Below are 24,879 nucleotides of genomic sequence, written 5' to 3' on the forward strand. Positions count from 1 at the left end.
AGTCCGAACCTCTGTCCCCGTGCCACAGCTGTGGCACTCTGTCCTCGACGCAGCCGCACGCGAGGACCAGGACGTAGGCGGATCCACGATAGCAGCAACACGTCCCCGTGACGACCGCCGCGCCTACTCGCCCCGCGTGATCTTCCGGAGTCGCTCGAGTCGCGGACCGACCTCGCGCTCGAAGCCGTTGGTGGTGGGGGTGTAGTACTCGGTGCCCTCGAGCGCGTCGGGCAGGTACTGCTGCCGTGCGACACCGTGCTCGGCGTCGTGCGAGTAGACGTAGCCCTTGCCGTGCCCGAGCCGCTTCGCACCCGGGTAGTGGGCGTCGCGCAGATGGGTCGGCACCACCCCCATGCGACCGGCCTTGACGTCCGCGATCGCCTGGTTCACACCGTTGTACGACGCGTTCGACTTCGGCGCCGTGGCGAGGTAGACGACGGCCTCGGCCAGCGGGATGCGCCCCTCGGGCATACCGATCAGCTGCACGGCCTGCGCGGCGGCGACGGCGATCGGCAGGGCCTGCGGATCTGCCATGCCGATGTCCTCGGACGCCGAGATGATGATGCGCCTGGCGATGAAGCGGGGGTCCTCGCCGGCCTCGATCATCCGGGCCAGGTAGTGCAGGGCGGCGTCGACGTCGCTCCCCCGCACCGACTTGATGAACGCGCTGATGACGTCGTAGTGCTCGTCGCCCTGCCGGTCGTACCGCAGCAGGGCCCGGTCCACGGCGGCAGCGACCGTGCCGGCGTCGACCACCGGGACCGTGTCGTCGTCCTCGTCCTGCGCGGCGGAGGCCGATCCGGCAGCCGCCTCGAGCGCGGTCAGCGCCCGGCGTGCGTCGCCGGAGGCGAGCCGGACGATGGCCGCCCGGGCTTCGTCACCGAGGACCACCCCGCCACCGAGTCCGCGCGGGTCCTCGACCGCGCGGTCGACGAGCATCCCCAGGTCGGCGTCGGTGAGTGGTTTGAGCGTGAGCAGGAGGGAGCGGGACAGCAGCGGTGAGATGACCGAGAACGAGGGGTTCTCGGTCGTCGCGGCGATGAGGATGACCCAGCCGTTCTCGACCCCCGGCAGCAGGGCGTCCTGCTGGGCCTTGCTGAAGCGGTGGATCTCGTCGAGGAAGAGGACCGTGGTGGACCCGTAGAGGTCACGGTGCGCGAGCGCCTTCTCCATGACCTCGCGCACGTCCTTGACACCCGCGGTGACCGCCGAGAGCTCGACGAACTCGCGACCGGACTGTCGGGCGATCGCCTGCGCGAGTGTCGTCTTGCCCGTGCCCGGAGGCCCCCAGAGGATGACGGAGACACCGCCGGGGTTCTCGCGCGTCCCGGTGGCGAGCTGCACGAGGGGCGACCCCCGGCCGAGGAGGTGCTGCTGACCGGCGACCTCGTCGAGGGAGGTCGGTCGCATCCGTACCGCGAGCGGCACGGAACCCTGGGCGAGCCCCGCGCGCCCACCCGTGGTGGGCGCGTTCATGCCCGAGCGGTCCGTCGCCATGGGACCAAGCCTAGGCGTCACCACCGACAGCACCGCCCACCGGCCGGGAGGCACGGTGCGGGACCGACCCGCGCCTCCCGGCCGGAGCATGCGGCGTTCCGCTACGCTCGTCGCACACTCGAGACGAGAGGCCGTACCAGCACCGTGGCACCGAAGAACCAGGCGCGTGACAACCGCGAGGCGCGCGAACGCCTCCGTCTCTACCAGGCCCGTCAGGGTCTGCACGAGCGGCAACGGCGTCGCCGGGTCCGGGACAACGTCGTGGGTGGGATCGTGCTCGTCGTCGTGGCCGCCCTCGCGACGGGCTCCCAGCTCGCCTTCGCCGGTGCGCAGGGCTCCGGGAAGCCGACTGCGAGCGCCTCGGCCACCGCGACCCCGACGCCGAGCGCCACCGCGGGCAACACCGGTGACGTGCCGAGCAAGTCGATCGCGAAGCACTCGACCTGGACCGGCACGCTCACGCTGAACAAGGACGTGCGGCTCGGCATCGAGCTCGACGGGCAGAAGGCCCCGCAGGCGGCGAGCGTCGAGATCAAGCTCATCCAGGAGCAGTTCTACAACGGCACCACGTGCCACCGGCTCGCCGACAGCACGGGACTGCAGTTCCTCCAGTGCGGTTCGGCGAACGGCGACGGGACGGGTGACGCGGGCTTCGAGTACGGCCCGCTGGAGAACGTGCCGAGCGACGGTGAGTACGCGAAGGGGACCATCGCCATCGCCAGGAGCTCGTCGCCGTACTCGCAGTCGACGCAGTTCTTCATCGTCACCGGTGACACCACGCTCGACGGCTCGACCGGCGGCTACACCGTCGTCGGCAAGGTCACGAGCGGGCTGTCCGACCTCGTCTCGCAGATCACCTCGAAGGGCATCTCGGACCCCGGCAGCGACGGCACGGGCGAGCCGAAGGTGAAGACGACGATCACCGGCGCGACCATCGAGCGCGACCAGTAGTCCACAACCCGTCGACCCCGGCCGTCCCCGGGGCCGCTCCGTGCAATAGGCTGACGACCTGACCGTGCCGACGGGGACGTCGGCGATGCACGACCACGATCGAGGCGAGACCTGTGGGATCTGACGAAGCAACGACCTGGGGGCGGGTCGACGAGAACGGGACGGTGTACGTCCGGTACGAAGACGGCGAGCGAGCCGTCGGCGAGTACCCGGACGCCACCGCGGACGAGGCCCTCGCCTACTTCGCGCGGAAGTACGCCGACCTCGAGGGCCAGGTGAAGATCGCCGAGCAGCGCGTCCAGCGCGGCGCCAGCGCGAACGACGTCTCCCGCACCGTCGCGCACCTCCGCGAGCAGCTCGCCGACGCACGTGTCGTCGGTGACATCAAGTCGCTCGAGGACCGCGTGCAGGCGCTCACCGACCAGGTCGGGTCGCTCACGAAGGAGCAGGCCGAGCAGGCGCAGCAGGCGCTGACCGAGGCGCTCGCGTACCGGGCCGCGCTGGTGGAGGAGGCCGAGGGTCTCGCGGCGGTGGACCCGGCGCGCGCCCAGTGGAAGCAGATCACCGCGCAGCTCGACGACGTGTTCGCGCGGTGGCAGCAGCACCAGCACGACGGCCCGCGCATCCCCAAGAACGAGGCCAACGAGCTCTGGAAGCGGTTCCGCGCGGCCCGCTCGACCGTCGACCAGCACCGTCGGGCGTTCTACTCCGAGCTCGACGCCCAGCACCGCGACGCCCGGAGCCGCAAGCAGGACCTCGTCGCGCAAGCCGAGGCGCTCGCACCTCGTGGTTCGGACGCGATCCCGACGTACCGCCAGCTGCTGGACGACTGGAAGCGTGCGGGCCGGGCCGGCAAGCGGCACGACGACGCGCTGTGGGCCCGGTTCAAGGCGGCGGGCGACGTCCTCTTCGAGCAGCGCCACGCCGAGGCCGCCATCGAGAACGAGGAGTTCTCCGCCAACCTCGAAGCCAAGCAGGCACTCCTGACCGAGGCCGAGCCGCTGCTGCAGGAGACCGACAGGGTCGCTGCGCGTCGGACGCTCACGGGCATCCAGCGTCGCTGGGACGAGATCGGCAAGGTCCCTCGCGGGGACGTCCGTCGCATCGAGGACCGTCTCCGCCAGATCGAGGACCACGTCCGGACCCTCGAGGACGAGCACTGGAAGGCCTCGGACCCGGAGCGCAAGGCCCGGCAGACCGGTCTCGCGAGCCAGCTCGAGGACGCGATCGGCAAGCTCGAGTCCGAGCTCGCGGCGGCCGAGGCATCCGGTGACGCGCGGAAGATCAAGGACGCGCAAGAGGCCCTCGACGCTCGGAAGATCTGGCTCGACGCGCTCGGCGGCTGATCGTCGCACCGCATGCGGGACGCCCCGCGACCGATCGGTCGCGGGGCGTTCTGCGTGCGTGGACTCCGGCGGCGGGTCCTGGCGCTTCCGGACCGGCGCCGAGTTTCGCGGACACGGACGAGTCCCGCGCTCCGGAACACGAGACGTGTCCGCCTGCACGAGACTCGGGGGCACGCGCACGAGACTCGGGGGCACGCGCTCGAGACTCGCGCCGCGCGCGGTGTCAGACGGGTGCGGGCAGCCCGAGCAGCAGCCGGATGTCGCGGTCGTCCTGCCGCATCTGCTCGGCGAGCTCGTCCATCGACGAGAACTTCACCATGCCGCGGACGTACGAGACGAACAGGACCGCGATGGTGTCGCCGTAGAGGTCGATGTCGACGTCGAGCAGGTGGGCCTCGATCTGCTTCTCCGGCACCCCCTCGAACGTCGGGTTGTTGCCGACCGACACCGCCGCCGGGTACACCGTGCCCTGGTGCAGCACACGGGCCGCGTAGACGCCGTCGGCGGGGACGAAGCCCTCGCAGTGCGGATCGAGGTTGGCGGTCGGGTACCCCATCGCGCGGCCCCGCTGGTTGCCGTGCACGACGACACTGCGGACGGCGTGCTCGCGGCCGAGGAGCCGAGCGGCCTCCGCGACGCGCCCGACACCGAGGAGTTCGCGGATCCACGTCGACGACACCCGCCGCTCACCGGCCGGCCGCACGTCGTCCACGAGGTCGACGTCGTCGATCAGCTCGACCGTGAACCCGTACCGCTCCCCCAGCCGCCGGAGCAACGCGACGTCACCGGCGCCGCGACGACCGAAGCGGAAGTCGCTCCCGACGAACACGAGCCGCGCGTGCAGGGTGCCGACGAGGATCTCGGACACGAAGTCCTCGGGCTCCTTCGACTGGAGGTCCTGGTCGAAGCGGAGGAGCACCGTGGCGTCCACACCGACCTGTTCGAGCAGCTCCCGACGCTGCGCCGTGCTCGTCAGCGCGGGCGGGGTCTTCACCGGGTCGATGACGCTGAGCGGGTGCCGGTCGAACGTGACCACGGTCGACACGAGCCCCTGCTGCTCCGCCGCGCGTTCGAGGTGCGCGATGACGGCACGGTGCCCGACGTGCACGCCGTCGAACTTGCCGATGGTCACGGCGCTCGGCCCGAAGCCGTCCGCCACGTCGGCGAGGTCGTCGTAGTACTGCACGGGGGTCCCTACTCGCCCACGCGGGCGGTCGTGGACGGGTCGGTCCGGTCGGCGGCTGTTGCACCCGACACCGCGGCCACGGTGCGGTGGTGCTTGCGGAGCCACCACAACCCCGCGATCGGCAGCACGAGCGGCGCGAAGAGGTACCCGAGGCCGTAGTAGGACCAGACGGTGTCGTCCGGGAAGAGCTGGCGGTCGAGCAGCGAGAGGGTCCCGACGAGGAGGACACCGGCCATCTCGAAGCCGATCGTGACGCACGCGACGCGGTACCAGGCGCGGCCGGGCGCGATCAGGGCGATCATCGCGACGATGTACACGACCGCGGCGACGGCGCTCAGCGTGTAGGCGAAGGGCGCGAAGGAGAACTTCTCGATGATCTGCACGACACTGCGACCCGTCGCGGCCAGCGCGAGGATGCCGTAGACGGCGATGAGGACACGGCCGACGCCGGTCGCGAGGGAGGATCTGGTCGCCATTGCACCGATTCTACCGACGCAGGCCGTCACCGATGACGCCACAGGTCACCGCGACCCGCGTCAGGTCAACGCGAACCAGATCTGGTACATCCGGTACACCATGACGGCCACCGTGAACGCACCGGCGCCGAGGACGACCGTGCTCCAGCGCGTCCGGTCGATGAGCGCCCACACGATGGCTGCCGGCGGGACGAGGAGCACCGACACGGCGTACACACCGAACTCGAGCGCGTTGCCCCGCGGCGGACTGCCGACCGCGGGCAGCACGAGCGAGATGACGCCCTGTGCGAGGAGCAGCAACTCGACGAGGACGAGCGAGCCGACCGTGTAGTCGTTCGGCTTCCACCCGACGAACCCGACGACGACCGCGAACAGCCCGGCGACGACCGCCACGACGAGCTGCACCCACATGAACCACTCGATCACGCGTCAGGCCCCCGTCACGGTCGGGAAGTTGGTGATCACCCGGAGCTGGCCGCGACGGACGGACACGAGTCCGACGAGGCGGTCCGATCCCGAGGCGATGGCGGCCACCGGTCCCTCGTGGTCCGGATGCTCGGCGCGCACCCGCTTGCCGTCCGCGAGGTCCTTCGCGGCGACCGGGTCGAGCGCGACGGTCGGGAAGAGGGTCCGCGCTACGTCGACGGGACGCAGGAGCGCTGCCCGCACGTCGACCGCGTCGTCCTCGATGTCGACCGCGTCGTCGACGTCGAACGGTCCGACGTCGATGCGCCGGAGTGCGGTGAGGTGCGCTCCGGTGCCGAGCGCGGCGCCGACGTCGCGAGCGAGTGCACGGACGTACGTCCCCGAGGAGCAGGCGACCACGACGTCGAGGTCGACCACCTGCACGTCGGTACCGTCCACGGAGACCGTGTGCTCCTGACGGCCGGTCACGTCGAAGCGCGACACCGTGACCGTGCGGGACTGCAGCACGACATCCTCGCCCTTCCGCGCGAGGTCGTACGCCCGACGACCGTCGACCTTGATGGCGCTCACGGTCGACGGCACCTGGTCGATCACGCCCCGCTGCGCCGCGACCGCCCGCTCGACCGCGGCCTCGGACACGTCAGCACCGGAGACACCCGTCGCCGCGGTCGGGTCGCCGTCCGCGTCGTCCGAGTCCGTCGAGACGCCGAGACGGATCGTCGCGGTGTACGTCTTGCCGAGGCCGACGAGGTGGGTGAGCAACCGGGTCGAGGGCCCGGCGCCGAGGAGCAGCAGCCCGGTGGCCATCGGGTCGAGCGTGCCGGCGTGGCCGATCTTCTTCAGGCCGAGTCGACGTCGAGCGATCGACACGACCCGGTGACTGGAGATCCCCTGCGGCTTGTCGACGAGGAGGATCCCGTCCGGCGGCGATTCGAGCACCCGGAGAGGCTACCAGCGCCCGTCACGGTCGGGGTCCGGTCAGCAGGCGTCGTTCCATTCGCGACGGGGGTGGTCGGGGTCCGTGACGTCGAGCACCGCGGACGCGGCGATCTTGACGTCCGCCCGGCGTTCGAGCCGTCCTTCCTCCTGCTCGACCCACAGCGACCAGCGCCAGAGTCCGCGGACGCCGGGGTCGAGGACACCGTGGCCGTGGACGACGAGCACACCCGGCCCCTCGCCCGTCGACCGGAACGGTGCGACGACCCCCGACCGCAGCTGGTCGGCCGACGCCGAGGGAGCCGCGGCCGCCATCGCCGACACCCCGTGGTGCTCGAAACCGGCGACGAGTGCCGCGGCCACGTGTTCGAGGTCCGTCCCCGGCTGCCCGTCGATCCCGACGACGGTCCGGTTCGTGCCGACCTGCGCGATCACCTCGGCCGCGATCGCGGCCATGGTGTCGGTCTCCTGCGGTGCCCAGCGTGCCATGGACCCCACCGTAGGCTGTCCTGGTGAACGCCAGCGGAGCCTCCAGGCCGGATGTGGAGAACTCGCCACCTGTGGACAGGACCGCCGGGGCGGACGCCCCCGACATCGCCACCCCGCTCATCGCGTGGTTCCGCGCCGAGGCACGCGACCTCCCGTGGCGGCGTCCCGGCTTCCCTGCCTGGGGCACGCTCGTGAGCGAGATCATGCTGCAGCAGACGCAGGTCGCGCGGGTGGTCCCCCGACTGGAGGCGTGGCTCACCCGGTGGCCGACCCCGCGCGACCTCGCGCAGTCGCCACCGTCCGACGCGGTGCGTGCGTGGGACCGTCTCGGCTACCCGAGGCGGGCGCTCGCGCTGCACGCGGCCGCCACGGCGATCGCGGAGCAGCACGACAACGTCGTGCCACGCGACGTCGACGCGCTCCTCGCGCTGCCGGGCATCGGCGACTACACGGCCCGGGCCGTCGCGGTCTTCGCGTACGGCGACCGGCACCCCGTGGTCGACGTCAACGTCCGGCGGGTGCTCGCACGGGTGTTGCTCGGCCAGGGGCAGCCCGGTCCCGCGAAGGCGAAGCAGGACCTCCCGCTCATGGAGTCCGTGCTGCCGGATGACCGCGACGACGCAGCCGCCACCAACGCCGCGGTGATGGAGCTCGGGGCGCTCGTCTGCGTCGCCCGCTCCCCCGCGTGCGACGCGTGCCCGATCGCGGACCGCTGCGCCTGGCGCGCAGCCGGGTACCCGGACCACGACGGGCCGCGCGCTCCGAAGCAGGCGCGGTTCGCCGGCAGCGATCGGCAGGTGCGGGGCCTCATCATGGCGGAGCTCCGCGCGAGCGAGGTCCCGGTGCTCCGGTCGGAGATCGACCTCGTCTGGCCGGACGCCGGACAGCGGGAGCGTGCACTCGCCTCGCTCCTCCGCGACGGGCTGGCCGTCGGCGACGATGCGGGCGGGTACACGCTCCCGGTCGGCTGAGGACTACGCCCGAGCGGCGTCGTCCTCCTCGTCGTCATCGTGCTTGTACGGGTCGGCGTCGCCGGCGTACTGCGCGCCGGCCGAGGCGGCACGGACCTGCGCGTCCCGCACCTGCGCCTGCGCGAGCAGGTCCTCCATGTGCGCCGAGGTCTCCGGGAGCGCGTCGGCGATGAACTCGAGGGACGGGGTGAGCCGCGCCGTGATGTTCTTGCCGACCTCGCTGCGGAGCATGCCGGTCGCCGCCTTGAGCGCCGCTGCCGAGTCGGCGCGCTCCTCGTCGGTGCCGTACACCGTGTAGAAGACGGACGCGTGCTGCAGGTCCCCCGTGACACGGACGTCCGTGATCGTCACGAAACCGAGTCGCGGGTCGCGGAGGCCCTTGTCGAGCCGGCGTGCGACGACCTCCTTGATGCGGTCCGCCATCTTGCGGGCGCGCTGCGGGTCAGCCATGGGTGCCTCCTGGGGCAGGGATTCTTCTGGTGGAACGGGTGGACCCCGCCGCTCCCTGGGGGAACGGCGGGGTCCAGGATAGCCAGGCGACTAGTCGCGCGGCTTCTCGACGAGCTCGGTCGTCTCGATCTCGTCACCGATCTGGATGTCGTTGTACTTGCCCAGACCGATACCGGCCTCGAAGTCCGTGCGGACCTCGGTGACGTCGTCCTTGAAGCGACGCAGGGACTCGATCGCCAGACCGTCGGCGATGACGACACCCTCGCGGATGACGCGTGCCTTGGCGTTGCGGGTGATCGTGCCGGAGCGGACGATGACACCGGCGATGTTGCCGAACTTGGAGGAACGGAACACCTCGCGGATCTCCGCGACGCCCGACTGGACCTCTTCGTACTCGGGCTTGAGCATGCCCTTGAGGGACTGCTCGATGTCCTCGAGTGCGTTGTAGATGACCGAGTAGAAGCGCACGTCGATGCCTTCACGGGCCGCGCGCTCGCGGGCCTTGACGTCCGGACGGACGTTGAAGCCCACGACGATCGCGTTGTCGATCGTGGCGAGGTCGATGTCCGACTCGGTGATCGCACCCACACCGCGGTGCAGGATGCGCAGCTGCACGCTGTCGTCCACCTCGATGTCGAGGAGCGACTGCTCGAGTGCCTCGACGGCACCGGAGACGTCACCCTTGATGATGAGGTTGAGCGAGTCGACCTTGCCCTCTTCGAGTGCGCGGGTGAAGTCCTCGAGCGAGATGCGCTTGCGGGCCTTGGCCAGCTGGGCGTTGCGCTCGGCGGCCTCACGCTTCTCGGCGATCTGACGAGCCGTGCGGTCCTCTTCCGTGACGAGGAACGTGTCACCGGCGCGCGGCACCGACGACAGACCCTGCACCTGGACCGGACGCGACGGGGTCGCTGCCTGGACGGCGACACCGTTCTCGTCCGTCATCGCACGGACGCGACCGTAGGCCGTGCCCGCGACGATGGCGTCACCGACGTGGAGCGTGCCGGACTGGATGAGCACGGTCGCCACCGAACCACGACCCTTGTCGAGTCGGGCCTCGATCGCCACACCGCGGGCGTCCTTGTCGGGGTTCGCACGCAGGTCGAGACCCGCGTCGGCGGTGAGCAGCACCGCGTCCAGGAGCTCCTGGATACCGATGTTCTGGCGGGCCGACACGTCGACGAACATGACGTCGCCGCCGTACTCCTCGGCCACCAGGTTGTACTCGGTGAGCTGCTGGCGGACCTTGGCCGGGTTCGCGCCCTCCTTGTCGATCTTGTTCACCGCGACCACGATCGGCACACCGGCCGACTGGGCGTGGTTCAGCGCCTCGATCGTCTGGGGCATGATGCCGTCGTCCGCCGCGACCACGAGGATCGCGATGTCGGTCACCTGCGCACCACGGGCACGCATGGCGGTGAACGCCTCGTGACCCGGGGTGTCGATGAAGGTGATCGGACGCTCGACGCCCTCGTGCTCGGTGACGATCTGGTAGGCACCGATGTGCTGGGTGATGCCGCCGGCCTCGCCCTCGACGACCTTCGAGTTGCGGATCGCGTCGAGGAGGCGGGTCTTGCCGTGGTCGACGTGACCCATGACGGTGACCACCGGGGGCCGCTGCTGCAGCACCGAGTCGTCCTCGTCCTCGAGTTCGCCTTCGAGGTCGATGTCGAAGCCCTCGAGGAGCTCCTTGTCCTCGTCCTCCGGGGAGACGATCTGGATCTTGTAGCCCAGCTCCTCGCCGAGGACCTCGAACGTGGCCTCGTCCAGGGACTCCGTCGCGGTCGCCATCTCACCGAGGTGGAACAGCACCGTGACGAGGTTGCCGGGGCTCGCGTCGATCTTGTCCGCGAAGTCCGAGATGCTCGCACCGCGACGCAGACGGATGACCGTGTTGCCGTCGCCGCGCGGGACCTGCACGCCGCCGAGCGACGGCGCCTGCCGCATCTCGTACTCGGCGCGCTTCGTCCGCTTCGACTTGCGGGCACGGCTCTTGCCGCCACCGCGACCGAACGCACCGGCGGTCCCACCACCGGGACCGCGGCCACGACCGCCACCACCGGCGGGACGCGGGCCGCTGAACGCCGGGCGGCTGAAGCCACCACCGGCGCCGCCACCGGCACCACCGGGACGGTTGAAGCCGCCACCCTGGCCGCCGCGGCCGCCACCCTGGCCCGGGCGCTGCCCGAAGCCGTTCGGACGACCCTGCTGGCCGGGGCCACCCGGACGGGGAGCACCGGGGCGAGGGACACCCGGACGCGGCGGGGCCGGACGCGGGATGCCGTTGCCGCCACCCTGGCCGGCAGCCGGACGCTGACCCATGCCCTGGTTCTGCGAGTACGGGTTGTTGCCCGGACGCGGCGGGCGGGAGCCCATGCCCTGGCTCGACGCGTAGGGGTTGTTGCCCGGACGCGCGCCCGGCTTCGGACCACCCGGCTTCGGGCCGGCGGCCGTGTTCGGCTTCGGCGAAGCGGAACCGGTGGACTCGCCACCCTTGTTCGCCGTGCCGGATGCCTTCTCGGCGGCTGCGGCCTTCTGCGCGGCCTCGGCCTCGGCCTGACGCTGCGCGACCGACTTCGGCGCGGCCGGGGTCGGCGCGTCGGAGGCAGGCTGCTCAGCAGCAGGTGCCTGCGGGGCAGGGCTCGGCGTCGCCGGGCCCGGCTTCGCGCCGGGCTTCGGCGCGGCCGAGCGGGCTGCCGTGCCCGGCTTCGGGGCGGCGGCACCGGGCTTCGGCGCTGCTGCTCCGGCCGCGGGCGCGGCGGTGTTCGACGCCGAGGCGCCGGCCGCCTGCAGCGCAGCACGGAGCTTGCGCGCGACGGGGGGTTCCACACTGGAGCTCGGGCCCTTGACGAACTCGCCGAGCTCCTTGAGCTTCTCCATTGCGGTCTTGCTGTCGACACCGAGCTCGGATGCGATCTCGTGTACGCGTGGTTTTGCCACTGTTCTCCTTCACGGGTCCTGCCCCGTGAAGGGGCAGGACTCACTGGATGACGGGTCTCATTTCGAGCCGCTCATCAGTTGTCCATAAGCCGTTCAGCCTGTTCTGTCGTGTCCGGGCGCTCGGATGCCGGCGCGGCTGTGAGGCCTTGCAGGTACTCGAGGACCGAGGACGTGTCGGGTTCGCGATCCAGCCGAAGTGCCCGGCGGAATGCCCGGCGCTTGACGGCCAGCTCGTAGGCGTCGACGGTCGGGGTGAGCCACGCTCCCCGGCCCGGCATGACTGCCTTCGGATCCGCCACCACTCGCCCGTCGCCGAGGGCGACGACACGGAGGAGAGAGGATCGGGGCGCGCGACGGCGACTGCCGATGCACGTTCTGACGGGTTCCACCTTACTCCTTGCCTCGGACGGACGCGATCCGGCACGCCCGTTCGGGCCACGCCGGCAGCGAAACGCCGCCGACGCAACGCCGACGAGCGCTCCTCGTCGCCGCTACTCGTCGCCGTCGAGGATCGAGTCCCCGACCGGCGCTGGCTGGATGTCGATCCTCACTCGTCGCCGTCCAGGATCGAATCCGGTTGGATGTCGATCCGCGCACCGGTGAGCTTCGCCGCGAGACGGGCGTTCTGCCCTTCCTTGCCGATCGCGAGCGAGAGCTGGTAGTCCGGCACGAGCGCCCGGACGGCCTTCGTCGAGGCGTCGAGCACGAACGCACTCGTCACCTTCGCCGGCGACAGCGCGCTCGCCACGAACGTCGCGAGGTCGGGCGACCAGTCGACGATGTCGATCTTCTCGGCACCGAGCTCGGTCGTCACCGCCCGCACGCGCGCGCCGAGCTCACCGATGCAGGCGCCCTTCGCGTTGACACCGGGCTCGTTGGCCTTGACCGCGAGCTTCGTGCGGTGGCCGGCCTCGCGGGCGAGCGAGGTGATCTCCACGACACCGGACGCGATCTCCGGCACCTCGAGCGCGAAGAGCTTCCGGACGAGCCCGGGGTGGGTGCGCGAGACGGTGATCTGCGGCCCCTTCGGACCACGGCCGACGCTCGTGACGTACACGCGGATGCGGCTGCCGTGCTTGTACTCCTCGCCCGGCACCTGCTCCTCGGGCGGGAGGATCGCCTCGACCGTGCCGAGGTCGACGTGCACCATCCGCGGGTTCGGCCCCTGCTGGATGACGCCGGCGACGATGTCGCCCTCCTTCCCGCGGAACTGGCCGAGGATCTTGTCGTCGCCGATGTCGCGCAGCCGCTGGTTGATGACCTGCTTCGCCGCGAAGGCCGCGATGCGTCCGAAGTCGCTGGGCTGGTCGACGGCCTCGCCGACGACGGTGCCTTCCTCGTCGCGCTCGGGCACGTAGACCGAGACCTCGCCGCTCTTGCGGTCGAGCTCGACCCGGGACTGCGCGTCCGCCGGCTCGCCGTTCTCGGCGGTGTGCTTGTGGTAGGCCGTCAGGATCGCCTGCTCGATGATCTGGACGAGTTCTTCGAACGGGATCTCCCGCTCGCGCTCCATGAGTCGCAGGACTGCGAGATCGATCTTCACCGAGGTGCCTCCGTATTCAGCTGAGTCGCCTCCGCAGTGGAACGTCGCGGAAGTCGGCGACCAGCGTACCCCAGAACCAGCAGACGGACGGGAGGCGCGGTGCCAGCTGGCACCGCGCCTCCCGTCCGTCTTGTGGTCCTGTTCCGGACGCGACCCGCTAGATCGCGCGCACCGCGTCCAGCAGCTCCGCGACCGGCACGTCGCGGCGCGCACCCGACGCCCGGTCCCACAGCTCGACGACGCCGTCGGCGGCGTTGCGCCCCGCGACGACGACGATCGGCATGCCGAGGAGCTCCGCGTCGCGGAGCTTCACACCGGGCGAGACCTTCGGACGGTCGTCGTAGACGACCTCGAAGCGATCACCCTCGAGGGTGTCGACGATCGAGGTCGCGAGGTCGTAGGCGACCGAGTCCTTGCCCGTCGCGACCACGTGCACGTCGAACGGCGCGACGTTCTTCGGCCAGACCAGCCCCTTCTCGTCGTTGTGCGCCTCGGCGAGGATCGCGAGGATGCGGGTGACGCCGATGCCGTACGAGCCCATCGTGACGGTCGCGAGCTTGCCGTTCTCGTCCTGCACCTTGAGCCCGAGGGCCTCGGCGTACTTGCGGCCGAGCTGGAACACGTGGCCGATCTCCATGCCGCGCGCGGTCTCGAGCGGGCCGGAGCCGTCGGGAGCGGGGTCGCCGGCACGGACGTCGGAGACCTCGGCGACACCGTCTGCGGTGAAGTCGCGGCCCATCACGAGGCCGGACACGTGCACGCCGCGCTCGTTCGCGCCCGTGATCCACGCGGTGCCGTCGACGACGCGGGGGTCGACGAAGTAGCGGATGCCGGAGGGGCTGTCGGCACCGAGCACCTGCGGCCCGATGTAGCCCTTGACGAAGACGCCCGGGTGCTTCCGGAAGTCGTCGTCGCCCGCGGCTTCGACCTCGGCGGGCGCGAAGGCCACCTCGGCGCGCTTCAGGTCGACCTCGCGATCGCCCGGCAGGCCGACGACGACGACTTCGCGGGTGCCGTCCAGGTGCGTCAGCGCCAGCACGACGTTCTTCAGCGTGTCGGCGGCGGTCCAGGGAGCGCCGTCGCGCGGTGCGACCTCGTTCGCGTGCGCCACCAGGCTGTCGATCGTCGGGGTGTCGGCGGCCGGCAGCAGCACGGGCTCCGGCTGGCCCTCGATCGGCAGCGCATCGGGCACCGGGGTGACGTAGGCCTCGACGTTCGCCGCGTAACCGCCGGCGCTCCGCACGAAGGTGTCCTCGCCGACCGCGATCGGGTGCAGGAACTCCTCGGACTTCGAACCCCCCATGGCGCCGGCGTCCGCCTTGACGATCGCGTACTCGAGGCCGAGCCGGGCGAAGATCCGCTCGTAGGCGTCACGCATGGTCTGGTAGCTGCGGTCGAGGCCGGCGTCGTCGATGTCGAACGAGTACGCGTCCTTCATCGTGAACTCGCGGCCGCGCAGGAGCCCGGCGCGGGGACGGGCCTCGTCGCGGTACTTGTCCTGGATCTGGAACAGCGTCACGGGGAGGTCCTTGTACGACGAGTACAGGTCCTTCACGAGCAGCGCGAAGAGCTCCTCGTGCGTCGGCGCGAGGAGGTAGTCGGCGTCCTTGCGGTCCTTGAGCCGGAAGATCCCGTCGCCGTACTCGGTCCAGCGGTTCGTCGCTTCGTACGGCTCACGCGGTGCGAGTGCCGGGAGCAGGACCTCCTGCGCGCCGGCCGCGACCATCTCGTCGCGGATGATGCCTTCGATGCGGGCACGGACCCGGAGGCCGAGCGGCAACCAGGCGAAGATGCCCGGGGCCTGGCGACGGATGTAGCCGGCGCGGACGAGCAGCTTCGCGCTCGTCACCTCGGCGTCGGAAGGGTCGTCGCGGAGCGTGCGGAGGAAGAGATGGGAGAGCCGTGTGACCACGGGGCAAGCCTAGCGGCGCGGCGCTCACCCGATCGTCCCGGTGACGGACGGGAGGCACGGTGCCAGCTGGCACCGTGCCTCCCGTCAGGTGTTGACGCTACGGCGTGGTGATGACCTGGACCGAGCCGGTCGCGGCCGCCGGGCCCATCTCGTCGGCGATGCGGTTGGCCTCGTCGATGAGGGTCTGGACGATCTCGCGCTCCGGCACGGTCTTGATGACCTCGCCCTTGACGAAGATCTGCCCCTTGCCGTTGCCGGAGGCGACGCCGAGGTCGGCCTCGCGGGCCTCACCGGGGCCGTTCACGACGCAGCCCATCACGGCGACGCGCAAGGGGACGGTCATGCCCTCGAGCCCCTTCGTGACGTCGTTCGCGAGCTGGTACACGTCGACCTGCGCACGACCGCAGCTCGGGCACGAGACGATCTCGAGCTTGCGCTCGCGCAGGTTGAGGGACTGCAGGATCTGCAGGCCGACCTTGACCTCCTGCACGGGCGGCGCGGACAGCGAGACACGGATCGTGTCGCCGATGCCCTCGGCCAGCAGGATGCCGAACGCCGTGGCGCTCTTGATCGTGCCCTGGAACTCCGGACCGGCCTCGGTCACGCCGAGGTGCAGCGGCCAGTCGCCCGCCGCTGCGAGCTGCCGGTAGGCCTTCACCATGACGATCGGGTCGTTGTGCTTGACCGAGATCTTGAAGTCGTGGAAGTCGTGCTCCTCGAAGAGCGACGCCTCCCACACGGCGGACTCGACGAGCGCCTCGGGCGTCGCCTTGCCGTACTTCTGCAGGAGGCTGGGCTCGAGCGACCCCGCGTTCACCCCGATGCGGAGCGACACGCCGGCGTCCTTCGCGGCCTTGGCGATCGCACCGACCTGGTCGTCGAACTTCCGGATGTTGCCGGGGTTCACACGGACCGCAGCGCACCCGGCGTCGATGGCCTGGAAGACGTACTTCGGCTGGAAGTGGATGTCGGCGATGACCGGGATCTGCGACTTCTTCGCGATGATCGGCAGCGCGTCGGCGTCGTCCTGGCTCGGCACGGCGACCCGCACGATGTCGCAGCCGGACGCCGTGAGCTCGGCGATCTGCTGCAGGGTCGCGTTGATGTTCGTGGTGGGCGTGGTCGTCATCGACTGCACGGAGACCGGCGCGTCACCGCCCACGAGGACCTTGCCGACCCGGATCTGGCGCGACTTGCGACGCGGGCTCAGGGTTTCGGGGACTTTCGGCAGACCGAGGTTCACTGCTGGCACGCTGGCCACTCTACGCGGTGGCCCCGGCTCCCTCGTGCCCGTTCACAGGTCGTTCGCGGAGTCGATCGTCACAGGTCGTCCGCGGAGTCGACCACCGTGACGAGCGGCGCGTACAGCCGCATCGCCGCGAGCGCGCGCTCGTGGTCTTCGTAGCTCGCACCGGCGCACGCGTCCGCGACGACCGTGACGGTCGCGCCGGCGTCCGCCGCCGCGAGCGCGGTCGACAGCACGCAACAGTCGGTCGAGACCCCGGCCAGCACGAGGTTCGGCTGGTCGCCGACGACGGCCCGGAGGCTCGTCCCCCACTTGCCGAAGGTCGGTTCCGTCACGACGGGGTCGCCGCGGTCGGCCGCTGCGGTCGCGAAGGGCTCGGTCAGCGCGTACAGCGGGTCAGCACCGGGCACGAGGGCGAACGGCCAGTCACGGTAGTACGGCACCCAGGCGCCCTCGGGCCGTTCCGGCGCGACGAACCGGGTGAAGACGGTCCGTCCGGTGAACCGGGGCAGGAGGTGCTCGATCGCCATCCCGGCGTGCGCGTACCGCGGCGCGGCCCACGGGCTCTCCCCCGTGAAGACCTCCTGCATGTCGACGACGACGAGCCAGGCGTCGTCGGGCGCCGTCATGCGCGGCCCTCCTGACGGCGGACGGCACCGGCGGAGAACAGGAGCGTGCCGAGGAAGCCGACGAGCAGCGACACGAGGACGCCGAGGTTGGCGGACGCCCACGCCCCCTTCCGGCCGCCGAGACCGAGCGGCTCGAGCAGGTACCCCTGCCAGTTGAGCCAGGCCGGCACCCCGAACGTGTTCGTCACGAGGCCCCATCCGAACGCCGTACCGACCACGACGAGCCCGATGGCGACCACCCGCACGTCGCCGTACCGACCGCGCCGGTCCTCGAGCTCGGTCTCGGCGTAGTCACGCCGGCGGAGCAGTACATCCGCGACGAACACCCCGGCCCACGCCGCGATGGGGACGCCGAGGGTGATGAGGAACGCCTGGAACGGTCCGATGAAGTCCGGCGCGAAGAAGACGACGGCGACCGCGCCGATGACCATCACCACGCCGTCGACCCCGGCCGCCACGGGCCGCGCGATGCGCACGCCCGTGCTGAGGAGCGCGAGCCCCGACGAGTAGATGTCGAGCACCGCGCCACCGACGATCCCGAGGATGGCGACGATCGCGAACGGGATGAGGAACCAGACCGGCAGGATCGTGGTCAGCGCACCGATCGGGTCGGCGTTGATCGCGGCGTTGAGGTCCTTCGACGACCCGGCGAGGAGCACGCCGAAGACGACCAGGAGCGCCGGTGCGAGGGCGCCGCCGAACGTCGTCCAGCCGACGACCCCTCGGGTGGACGCTGTGCGCGGGAGGTAGCGCGAGTAGTCGGCCGCGGCGTTGACCCAACCGAGCCCGAACCCGGTCATCACGAACACGAGCGCGCCGATGACCTGCTGGGCACTGCCCGCTGGCAGCGCGGCGATCGCGGCGAAGTCGATCGACGGGACGGCGAGCACGACGTAGACCACGGTCAGTACCGCGGTGATGACGGTGATCCACGTCTGCAGCCGCATCACGACGTCGAAGCCCGCGATCCCGGCCCCGACGACCAACGCGGCGACGACGACGAGCGCGACCAGCTTGGTGACGACGCCGTCGTCCCAGCCGAGCTCACGGAAGACCGTCGACGTCGCGAGCACGGCCAGGGCGGCCAACGCGGTCTCCCACCCGACCGTCAGCACCCAGCTGAGGAACGACGGCAACCGGTTGCCCCGGACACCGAACGCCGCCCGGCTGAGCACCATCGTCGGCGCCGACCCCCGCTTGCCCGCGATCGCGACGACGCCGCACAGCAGGAACGAGAAGACCACCCCGACGACGGCCACCACGGTCGCCTGCCAGAACGAGATGCCGAACCCGAGGACGAAGGCGCCGTAGGCGATCCCGAGCACGGAGACGTTCGCCGCGAACCACGGCCAGAACAGCCCGCGCGGCGTGCCCTTCCGGTCGGCCTCGGCGATGACGTCGGTCCCCTGGCGCTCGACCGTGCGGACTTCCGGAGCGGTGCTCATGTGGGGAAGCGTAGTGCGCGGCAGCGCCCCCGTCGCTACCCGAAGAGGTTCACGGGGCGCACGATGTCGGCGTAGATGAGCAGGGCGCTCATGCCGGCGAGGAGCACCACGACCACCATCGTGAGCGGCATCGTCTTGGCGAGGTCGATCGGACCCGGGTCCGCCTTCCCGACGAGCTTGAACGACCGACGCTTGACGGCCTCCCACAGCGCACCGGCGATGTGCCCGCCGTCGAGCGGCAGGAGCGGCACCATGTTGAGCACGAAGAGACCGATGTTGAGTGAGGCGAGCAGACCCAGGATCGTGTACGCCTTGTCGACCACGGGGACGCCGGACATCGACGACACCTCACCGATCGCGCGCCCGACGCCGACGACCGACACCGGGCTGTCCTGGGACCGTGCCTGCGAGCCGAACGCCGCGTTCCACACCGCGACGAGCCGCTGCGGCAGGTCGATGATGAGGTGCGCGGACGCCGAGATCTGCGCACCCGTCGCCGGGAGGACCGCAGCAGGCGACTGCCGGACGAGGGACTGCCCGATGCTGACGCCGACCACACCGACCTGCTGGGTCTTGTCCGTGCCGTCCGGGTTCTTCGCGACGGTGCCGTCGGACAGGTAGACGTCACGCGTCGCCGTGACCGGGGTGATCTCGAGCGTCTTGCGCGCGCCGTCGCGCTCGACCACGACCGTGAGCTCCTTGCCCGCGCTCCGCTGGAACAGCCCGGACACCTCGGCGATGGTCGGGTCGGACTTCCCGTCGACCGAGAGCACGACGTCGCCGGACCGGATGCCGGCCTGCTTCGCCGGGGACACCGCGTCGTCCGCGCTGCACGTCGTCGTCTGGCTGTTCGGCAGCACGCAGCCGACGCTCGAGGTGAACGTCGTCGTCGGAGCACCGAAGCCGCAGAGCAGCACACCGAAGAGCACGATCCCGATGACCAGGTTCATCGCCGGACCGGCGACCATGACGATGATCCGCTTCCACGGCGTCAGGCGGTAGAACGCCCGCGAGTCGTCGCCGCCGGACTCCGCGATCTGCTCGGCACTGGCCTGCCGGGCATCCTGCACGAAGGCGCCGTACATGCCCGTGTTCGTGATCGCGTTCGGCTTGCCGGATGCCCGCGGCTTGAGCATGCCGACCATCGAGATGTACCCGCCGAGCAGGATCGGGCGGATGCCGTACTCGGTCTCGCCCCGCCTGAACGACCAGATCGCCTTGCCGAAGCCGAGCGAGTACTGCGTCACCTTCACGTTGAACAGCTTCGCGAAGGAGAGGTGCCCGAGCTCGTGGAGTCCGATCGAGACCAGCAGGCCGACGATGAAGACGACCACGCCGAGGACGAAGAGCAGGACGGATTCGACGGTCACCGGGAAAGGGTACGGGACGCTTCCCAAGACGGAGCCGAGCGCTCTCTGAGAGGTGATCGGGGCCTCCAGGCCGCGTCGGACACCACCGGTGATCGGGGGCCGACGGGACGGCCGGGAGGCACGGGTCGGGTCAGCGCGACAGCGCGCGGTCCGCCGCGGCGCGCGCCCAGCGCTCCGCTGCCAGCACGCCCTCGAGGGAGGACTCCCCCGCGGTGTGCTCGTCGACGATCCGCTCGACCGTGTCGACGATGTCGAGGAAGCCGATCGCACCCGCGTGGAACGCGGCGACGGCCTGCTCGTTCGCGGCGTTGAACACCGCGGGGAACGTCCCGCCGGCCGCACCGACACGCTTCGCGAGCGACACCGCACCGAAGGCGTCCGTGTCGAGGGGCTCGAAGGTCCACGTGCTCGCCGTCGTCCAGTCCAGGGGCACGCCGACCCCGGGCACCCGGTCCGGCCAGGCGAGGCCGAGCGCGATCGGGAGCCGCATGTCGGGCGGGGACGCCTGTGCGATCGTCGAGCCGTCGACGAACTCGACCATCGAGTGCACGATCGACTGCGCGTGCACCGTGACGTCGATGCGGTCGTAGGGGACGTCGAAGAGCAGGTGGGCCTCGATGACCTCGAGGCCCTTGTTCACGAGCGTCGCGGAGTTCGTCGTCACGACGAGTCCCATGTCCCACGTCGGATGGGCGAGCGCCTGGGCGGGCGTGACGTCGTGGAGCTCGGCACGGGACCGTCCCCGGAACGGGCCGCCGCTCGCGGTGAGGACCAGCCGACGGACCTCGTCGGCGGAGCCGGAGCGGAGCGCCTGGGCGATCGCGGAGTGCTCGCTGTCCACCGGCACGATCTGCCCCGGACGGGCGGCGGCCTGCACGAGCGGGCCGCCCACGATCAGGCTCTCCTTGTTGGCGAGCGCGAGGGTCGCGCCGGACTCCAGGGCGGCCAGTGTGGGGCCGAGGCCCACCGACCCGGTGATGCCGTTGAGGACGACGTCGGCCTCGACGGTCCGCACGAGGCGCTCGGAGTCCTCGGCGCCGAACGCGGTCTCACGGACGCCGAAGCGCTCTGCCTGGTGGGACACGAGGTCGCGGTTGCTACCGGCGGTGAGGCCGACGACCTCGAAGCGGTCCGGGTTCCGTTCGACGACGTCGAGGGCCTGGGTGCCGATCGAGCCGGTGCTGCCGAGGATGACGATCCGGCGCTTGGCTGGCTGCATGGTTCCACTGTATCCAGGACCACCGACCACCCCGTACGCTGATATGTGACAGGCTCGGTCCCGTGTCGACGAAGAAGACTGCTCTCACCGCTTCCCTCACGACGGCGATCACCGGGTTCGCGCTCCTGGGAGCCAGCGCGGCCGAGGTCCCTGCCACCGGTCACGACGTGGCCGACGAGCATGCGGCGCTCGAGGCACTGAGCAACGAACAGGGTCGGACGGAGATCGGAGCCCTCATCGAGGGTGACGCGCCGGTCTCCCTCCTCGTCGATGCCGTCACCGGGAAGGTGCTCGCGGCGAACATCCTGCCGGTGCAGGCGTTCGTCCCCGTCCTGCCGGACTGTGCGCGGACCGTCGTGTGCACGCGGACCGACGAGACGATGTCGTCGCTCCCCGGCGCGGCGAGCACGCGAACAGGCTCCCGATGACCACCGGTGACGGACACGCAGCACGAGGGGTGACACGTGACGGAGGACGGCGAGCTCGTGCTCGCCGCCCTCCGTCACGTCGAACGTCAGCCCAGGGCGAGGACGTCCACGACGAACACGAGGGGCGCGTTCGCCGGGATCCCCGAGCCCTCAGGCGGGTTCGCGCCGTAGGCGTCGGCCGCGGTCGTGACGATGAGCACCTGCGAGCCGACCTTCTGCCCGACGAGTCCGGTGACGAAACCCTTGATGAGCTGCCCCTCGGACACCGTGAACGTGGTCGGTACGCCCTTCGACCACGACGAGTCGAACTCCTTGCCGCCCTCCAGCGTCACGCCCTTGTACTGCACGAGGGCGGTGTCGCCGTCCTTGATGGCCTGACCGTCGCCCTGCTTGAGGACCTCGACCTCGGTCTTCGAAGGGGCCTTCGCGCCGGACGGCACCGCGATCTCCGGCTCGCCGTCGGCCTTGTCCTTCACGGTCGGCAGCGCCGGGTCCTGCTGCTGCGGGGTGCCGGTGGCCTTCGTCGGAATCTTCGACACGATGTCCGCGACGACGACGACGTCCCCGCCGGTGTTGAAGCCGATCGCGGAGGACTGCCCGACGGTCACGAGACGATCGCCGACCTTCGAGCACGCGAGGATGGCGCCGAAGCCGCTCCCACCGACGGACAGGGCCTGAGGGTTGCCGGAGTCGAAGCCGACGCTGCCGAGCTTGGACGCGTCCTCCGCCTGGTAGACGCTGTACGACACCTGCGCGTAGTCACCGGACTTCAGCGACGCTCCGTCGCCCTCGACCGCGACCGTCATCTGTGGCTCAGACGCGCTGAGCCCCTTCGCGAACGACACCTTCGGAGCCGTCCCGCCGGCGACCGCACCCGAGACCTTGACCGAGTCGGACGCCTTGCCCGGGTCCGGGCACGACGTGATCGCGGCGGCGCTCGCACTCGCGCTCGACGTCGCGCTCGGCGACGAGGTGGCGTTCCCCGACCCGGAGCCGGAGCAGGCGGCGAGGCCCAACACGACGGCGGGGACCAGGGCGATCGGGAGCAGGCGGAGACGCTTCACGGGACCCTAGTCTGCCGCACCCGCCGATGATTCCCCTGCGAGGACCCGGATCTCGGGCTCGTGGTGGACGGGGAACGCAACGGAGCGCGCGATGAAGCACAGACGGTTGGCCTCGGCGTGGGCGGCGGTGGCGGCCTCGACGCGGTCGGCCTCGCGGATGGTGACGACCGGGTGCAGCGTCGTCTCCGTGAGTTCCCCGGAGCCGTCGCGGTTGAGGTTGAGGCTCGCGGTCGCGCGGTCCTCGTAGGCGACGACCGTGAAGCCCTGCTGCACGGCGACGTGCAGGTAGCTCAGCATGTGGCACTGCGCGAGGGCGGCGACGACGAGCTCCTCGGGGTTCCACCGGTCGCGGTCGCCGCGGAAGGTGGGATCGGCGGAGCCGGCGAGGTCGTGCTTGCCCGTGGCGGAGACGACGTGGTCGCGGCCGTAGTCGCGGTAGCCGCTCGTGCCGGAGCCGCGGTCTCCCGTCCATCGGATGGACACGGCGTAGGAGTGGTCGGACACGTGTGGCTCCTCGTGGCTGTGGTGGCGCTGCCCGCTTCGGCAACTCCGGTGGCTCCGGTGGCTCCGGCGGCTCCGGTGGCTCCGGTGGATCCGGCGGATCCGGCGGGCGGGGCTCGCGCTCTAGCATTGCTGCATGACTGAGCGCCATCCTCTCACCGCCGACGGATCCGTCGAACTCGCCGTCCTCGACCGGAACGGCTTCGACGAGAGCCGTCACGTCGGCGCCGGGGTGGTCGTCGCGGCGGACGGCACGGTCATCGATTCGGTCGGCGACGTCATGGCCAGCATCTACCCGCGGTCCACGATGAAGCCGTTCCAGGCCCTCGCGGTCCGCCGCGCCGGCGCGTCGTTCTCCGACGAGGAGCTCGTGCTGTCCACCGCGAGCCACGCCGGCACCATCGCGCACCAGGCCGTCGCCCAGCACATGCTCGAGTCGTTCGACCACGTCGAGGCTGACCTCGGGTGCCCGCCCGACATGCCCTTCGACCGGGCGACCGCCCGCACCATGGACCAGCCACGACGCCTCGCGATGAACTGCTCGGGCAAGCACGCTGCGATGCTCGCCGGCTGTCGGGTCAACGGCTGGGACGAGCAGACGTACCTCGACATCGACCACCCGATGCAGCGCCTGGTCCGCTCCACGGTCGAGGAGTACACCTCGGAGACGGTCGACCTCATCGGGACCGACGGCTGCGGCGCCCCGGTCTTCCCGCTCACGCTCACCGGCCTCGCTCGCGGGTTCGCGGCCGTGGTGGCCCGCAGCGACGACGACTCGGCGGCGTTGACCGACGCGGTGCTCGCGCACCCGTGGGCGATCGACGGTGTGGGTCGGGCGAACACCGTGACCATCGAGCAGCTCGGGGTGCTCGCGAAGCTCGGCGCTGAGGGCGTCATGGTGATGGGCCTGCCCGGCGGGGCGGCCGTCGCGGTCAAGACCCTCGACGGGGCACAGCGGGCGGGAACGCTCGCGGCACTCACCCTGCTCGAACGCAACGGCCTGGTGAGCGCTGAGGGCGTCGCCGGGGTCATGGCGGCGACGGGTGAGCAGGTGCTCGGCGGCGGTGTACCGGTGGGGGCCGTCCGCGTCGGGGCCGGTCTGCGGTGACGCGAGCGCGCGGGAGCCGTCCCGCGAGGCGGTTCGACGCGGGGCGTCCCCGCGTCGCCCGGTCTGCCCCGGCGGGCACGGACGGGGGTTCGACGAGCGGCAGGACCGGGAGGATCCGCACCGCGTGGTCGTCGTCCGTCCGGACCGTGCACCCCGTGCGCCCCACCGTGACCAGGAGGTCCGCTCGTCGTGGGACGTGGTCGTGCTCGGCCACGAGGACGACCGTCCGTCTCGATCCTGTCCGCGCGTCGGTGCAGACGACCACCGCGGTGCCGTCACCGGGAGCAGGGATCCCGTCGGGGAGGTCGTCGCTGGCACGGACCTCGGCCGCATCGGCACGGGCCTGCGCGGCGACGGCATCGAACACCGCTCGTGCGAGGACCCCGCGCCCGACCACGACGAGGTGCGGTGCGTCGGAGTGGACGGCGCGAGCATCATCGACCGAGTGCCCGACGAGCACCGGTCGGAGACGGTCGACGGAGGGCGCCCAATCCGCGTCCCCCGACGTCCGTGTCGACCCGGATCCGCCGGGTGCCGACGCTGCGAGGAGCTGCGCTACCGGTGCCGGCACCGCAGCGGACCGTCCGGTCGCCTCCTGCTCCGGCGCTGATCCAGCGCCCCGGCGGACCAACGAGCGGTCCAGCAAGGCGAGGACCAGTCCGGCTCCGATCGTCGCCGCCTCGGCGATCCCGGACGCCGGCACGGACACGCCGAGGGTGACGAGCCCGACCGCACCGACGACGAGCACG

The 24,879-nt window shown here is 71.1% G+C and carries 24 protein-coding genes; 5 read left to right on the top strand and 19 right to left on the bottom strand.

Annotated elements, in window-relative coordinates; genetic code table 11:
* Positions 1-123: 123 nt before the first annotated feature.
* Positions 124-1,476, bottom strand: coding sequence for a replication-associated recombination protein A (locus NS184_RS13025; protein ID WP_058726561.1), 1,353 nt, complete (start codon positions 1,474-1,476; stop codon positions 124-126).
* Positions 1,477-1,641: 165 nt separating this feature from the next.
* On the opposite strand from NS184_RS13025, the gene NS184_RS13030 reads away from it, so the two are divergent.
* Together NS184_RS13030 and NS184_RS13035 are read left to right on the top strand one after the other, a co-directional pair.
* Positions 1,642-2,448, top strand: a complete 807-nt coding sequence (locus tag NS184_RS13030; protein ID WP_058726528.1) for a peptidylprolyl isomerase — start codon at positions 1,642-1,644, stop codon at positions 2,446-2,448.
* Positions 2,449-2,561: 113 nt separating this feature from the next.
* Positions 2,562-3,794 carry a DUF349 domain-containing protein gene (locus NS184_RS13035; RefSeq protein WP_193750476.1) on the top strand — a complete coding sequence of 411 codons (1,233 nt, stop codon included), beginning with the start codon at positions 2,562-2,564 and terminating at the stop codon, positions 3,792-3,794.
* A gap of 223 nt (positions 3,795-4,017) precedes the next feature.
* Here the strand turns inward: NS184_RS13035 and NS184_RS13040 are convergent, their stop codons facing one another.
* Genes NS184_RS13040 through NS184_RS13060 form a run of 5 tightly spaced genes read right to left on the bottom strand, consistent with a single transcriptional unit; the run spans position 4,018 to position 7,307 of the window.
* Positions 4,018-4,980 carry a bifunctional riboflavin kinase/FAD synthetase gene (locus NS184_RS13040; protein WP_058726529.1) on the bottom strand — a complete coding sequence of 321 codons (963 nt, stop codon included), beginning with the start codon at positions 4,978-4,980 and terminating at the stop codon, positions 4,018-4,020.
* Positions 4,981-4,988: 8 nt separating this feature from the next.
* The gene (locus NS184_RS13045; protein WP_058726530.1) at positions 4,989-5,456 is read right to left on the bottom strand and encodes a hypothetical protein; all 468 of its coding nucleotides are present in this window, start codon (positions 5,454-5,456) and stop codon (positions 4,989-4,991) included.
* A gap of 60 nt (positions 5,457-5,516) precedes the next feature.
* Positions 5,517-5,882, bottom strand: coding sequence for a hypothetical protein (locus tag NS184_RS13050; protein ID WP_058726531.1), 366 nt, complete (start codon positions 5,880-5,882; stop codon positions 5,517-5,519).
* Between the two features lie 3 nt (positions 5,883-5,885).
* On the bottom strand, positions 5,886-6,821 hold the full coding sequence (truB, locus tag NS184_RS13055) for a tRNA pseudouridine(55) synthase TruB (protein ID WP_058726532.1): 936 nt from the start codon (positions 6,819-6,821) through the stop codon (positions 5,886-5,888).
* Between the two features lie 39 nt (positions 6,822-6,860).
* Positions 6,861-7,307: a hypothetical protein gene (locus NS184_RS13060; RefSeq protein WP_058726533.1), complete on the bottom strand. Its 447-nt coding sequence runs from the start codon at positions 7,305-7,307 to the stop codon at positions 6,861-6,863.
* A gap of 104 nt (positions 7,308-7,411) precedes the next feature.
* Between NS184_RS13060 and NS184_RS13065 the strand changes: the two genes are divergently transcribed.
* On the top strand, positions 7,412-8,278 hold the full coding sequence (locus NS184_RS13065) for an A/G-specific adenine glycosylase (protein ID WP_242863052.1): 867 nt from the start codon (positions 7,412-7,414) through the stop codon (positions 8,276-8,278).
* A gap of 3 nt (positions 8,279-8,281) precedes the next feature.
* Here NS184_RS13065 and rbfA read toward each other — a convergent pair whose 3' ends face one another.
* The 10 genes from rbfA to dxr form a co-directional block, all read right to left on the bottom strand.
* Complete coding sequence (gene rbfA / locus NS184_RS13070) at positions 8,282-8,728, bottom strand: 30S ribosome-binding factor RbfA (protein WP_058726535.1); 447 nt, start codon at positions 8,726-8,728, stop codon at positions 8,282-8,284.
* A 90-nt stretch (positions 8,729-8,818) separates the two neighbouring features.
* Complete coding sequence (infB, locus tag NS184_RS13075; protein ID WP_058726536.1) at positions 8,819-11,665, bottom strand: translation initiation factor IF-2; 2,847 nt, start codon at positions 11,663-11,665, stop codon at positions 8,819-8,821.
* 74 nt (positions 11,666-11,739) lie between these two features.
* Complete coding sequence (locus tag NS184_RS13080) at positions 11,740-12,054, bottom strand: YlxR family protein (RefSeq protein WP_058726537.1); 315 nt, start codon at positions 12,052-12,054, stop codon at positions 11,740-11,742.
* A 158-nt stretch (positions 12,055-12,212) separates the two neighbouring features.
* On the bottom strand, positions 12,213-13,208 hold the full coding sequence (nusA, locus tag NS184_RS13085) for a transcription termination factor NusA (RefSeq protein ID WP_058726538.1): 996 nt from the start codon (positions 13,206-13,208) through the stop codon (positions 12,213-12,215).
* 157 nt (positions 13,209-13,365) lie between these two features.
* Complete coding sequence (locus NS184_RS13090) at positions 13,366-15,120, bottom strand: proline--tRNA ligase (protein ID WP_058726539.1); 1,755 nt, start codon at positions 15,118-15,120, stop codon at positions 13,366-13,368.
* 97 nt (positions 15,121-15,217) lie between these two features.
* Positions 15,218-16,351 carry a flavodoxin-dependent (E)-4-hydroxy-3-methylbut-2-enyl-diphosphate synthase gene (ispG, locus tag NS184_RS13095; RefSeq protein WP_058726563.1) on the bottom strand — a complete coding sequence of 378 codons (1,134 nt, stop codon included), beginning with the start codon at positions 16,349-16,351 and terminating at the stop codon, positions 15,218-15,220.
* Between the two features lie 89 nt (positions 16,352-16,440).
* On the bottom strand, positions 16,441-16,995 hold the full coding sequence (locus NS184_RS13100) for a cysteine hydrolase family protein (RefSeq protein ID WP_058726540.1): 555 nt from the start codon (positions 16,993-16,995) through the stop codon (positions 16,441-16,443).
* Positions 16,992-18,440, bottom strand: a complete 1,449-nt coding sequence (locus NS184_RS13105) for a purine-cytosine permease family protein (protein ID WP_058726541.1) — start codon at positions 18,438-18,440, stop codon at positions 16,992-16,994. The genes NS184_RS13100 and NS184_RS13105 overlap by 4 nt, the downstream gene beginning before the upstream one ends.
* Before the next feature lie 35 nt (positions 18,441-18,475).
* Positions 18,476-19,810, bottom strand: a complete 1,335-nt coding sequence (locus NS184_RS13110; RefSeq protein ID WP_058726542.1) for a M50 family metallopeptidase — start codon at positions 19,808-19,810, stop codon at positions 18,476-18,478.
* A 130-nt stretch (positions 19,811-19,940) separates the two neighbouring features.
* A complete protein-coding gene (gene dxr / locus NS184_RS13115) occupies positions 19,941-21,029 on the bottom strand; it encodes a 1-deoxy-D-xylulose-5-phosphate reductoisomerase (RefSeq protein WP_058726543.1) in 1,089 nt (362 codons plus the stop codon).
* A 62-nt stretch (positions 21,030-21,091) separates the two neighbouring features.
* Here dxr and NS184_RS13120 point away from each other — a divergent pair, with 62 nt between their 5' ends.
* Positions 21,092-21,457 (top strand): hypothetical protein, encoded by a 366-nt coding sequence (locus tag NS184_RS13120; protein ID WP_058726544.1) that lies wholly within the window; start codon positions 21,092-21,094, stop codon positions 21,455-21,457.
* An 86-nt stretch (positions 21,458-21,543) separates the two neighbouring features.
* Here the strand turns inward: NS184_RS13120 and NS184_RS13125 are convergent, their stop codons facing one another.
* Both NS184_RS13125 and NS184_RS13130 read right to left on the bottom strand, forming a co-directional pair.
* Positions 21,544-22,521 (bottom strand): FKBP-type peptidyl-prolyl cis-trans isomerase, encoded by a 978-nt coding sequence (locus tag NS184_RS13125; protein WP_058726545.1) that lies wholly within the window; start codon positions 22,519-22,521, stop codon positions 21,544-21,546.
* 6 nt (positions 22,522-22,527) lie between these two features.
* Complete coding sequence (locus NS184_RS13130; RefSeq protein ID WP_058726546.1) at positions 22,528-23,025, bottom strand: OsmC family protein; 498 nt, start codon at positions 23,023-23,025, stop codon at positions 22,528-22,530.
* 133 nt (positions 23,026-23,158) lie between these two features.
* Between NS184_RS13130 and NS184_RS13135 the strand changes: the two genes are divergently transcribed.
* Positions 23,159-24,130, top strand: a complete 972-nt coding sequence (locus NS184_RS13135; RefSeq protein ID WP_058726547.1) for an asparaginase — start codon at positions 23,159-23,161, stop codon at positions 24,128-24,130.
* Here NS184_RS13135 and NS184_RS18600 read toward each other — a convergent pair.
* On the bottom strand, positions 24,051-24,879 hold an 829-nt coding region (locus tag NS184_RS18600), incomplete at its 5' end, for a hypothetical protein (protein ID WP_206556287.1). The genes NS184_RS13135 and NS184_RS18600 overlap by 80 nt on opposite strands.

Source organism: Curtobacterium luteum (assembly GCF_001475545.1).
GTDB classification, from domain to species: Bacteria; Actinomycetota; Actinomycetes; order Actinomycetales; family Microbacteriaceae; genus Curtobacterium; species Curtobacterium luteum_A.